General features: G+C 61.6%; 1 protein-coding gene. It reads right to left on the reverse strand.

Annotation, left to right across the window (positions count from 1 at the left end):
- The coding region (locus OWC48_RS46750; protein WP_282526031.1) for a molybdopterin-dependent oxidoreductase at positions 1 to 435 on the reverse strand (435 nt) is incomplete at both ends.

Below are 435 nucleotides of genomic sequence, written 5' to 3' on the forward strand. Positions count from 1 at the left end.
GATCGCGGCAATCTTGGCGCCCCGCTCCTTCCGGGCGCGCATCGCGTGTGTCATGACGTTGACCTGGGTGTTCACCGGGTTAGTTCCCCAGATCACGACGAGGTCAGAGACGCCCATTTCACGCGGATCGACGCCAGCGATCTTGCCGGTGCCGACTGAAAATCCGACACGCGCGATGTTCGCGCAAATCGTGGAACAGAAGCGAGAGTATTTCTTGACATGCGCCAGGCGATTGATGCCATCACGCATCACGAGCCCCATGGTGCCGGCGTAGTAATAGGGCCAGATCGACTCGGCTCCGAATTCGCGTTCGGCCGCATTGAAGCGAGCGACGATCTCCTCGAGCGCCTCGTCCCAGGAAATCCGGTCAAACTGACCGGAGCCCTTCGGCCCGGTTCGCCGCATCGGGTGGAGCAGCCGCTCGGGATGATGGAT

This window comes from Bradyrhizobium sp. Arg816 (genome assembly GCF_029989365.1).
Lineage (GTDB): Bacteria > Pseudomonadota > Alphaproteobacteria > Rhizobiales > Xanthobacteraceae > Bradyrhizobium.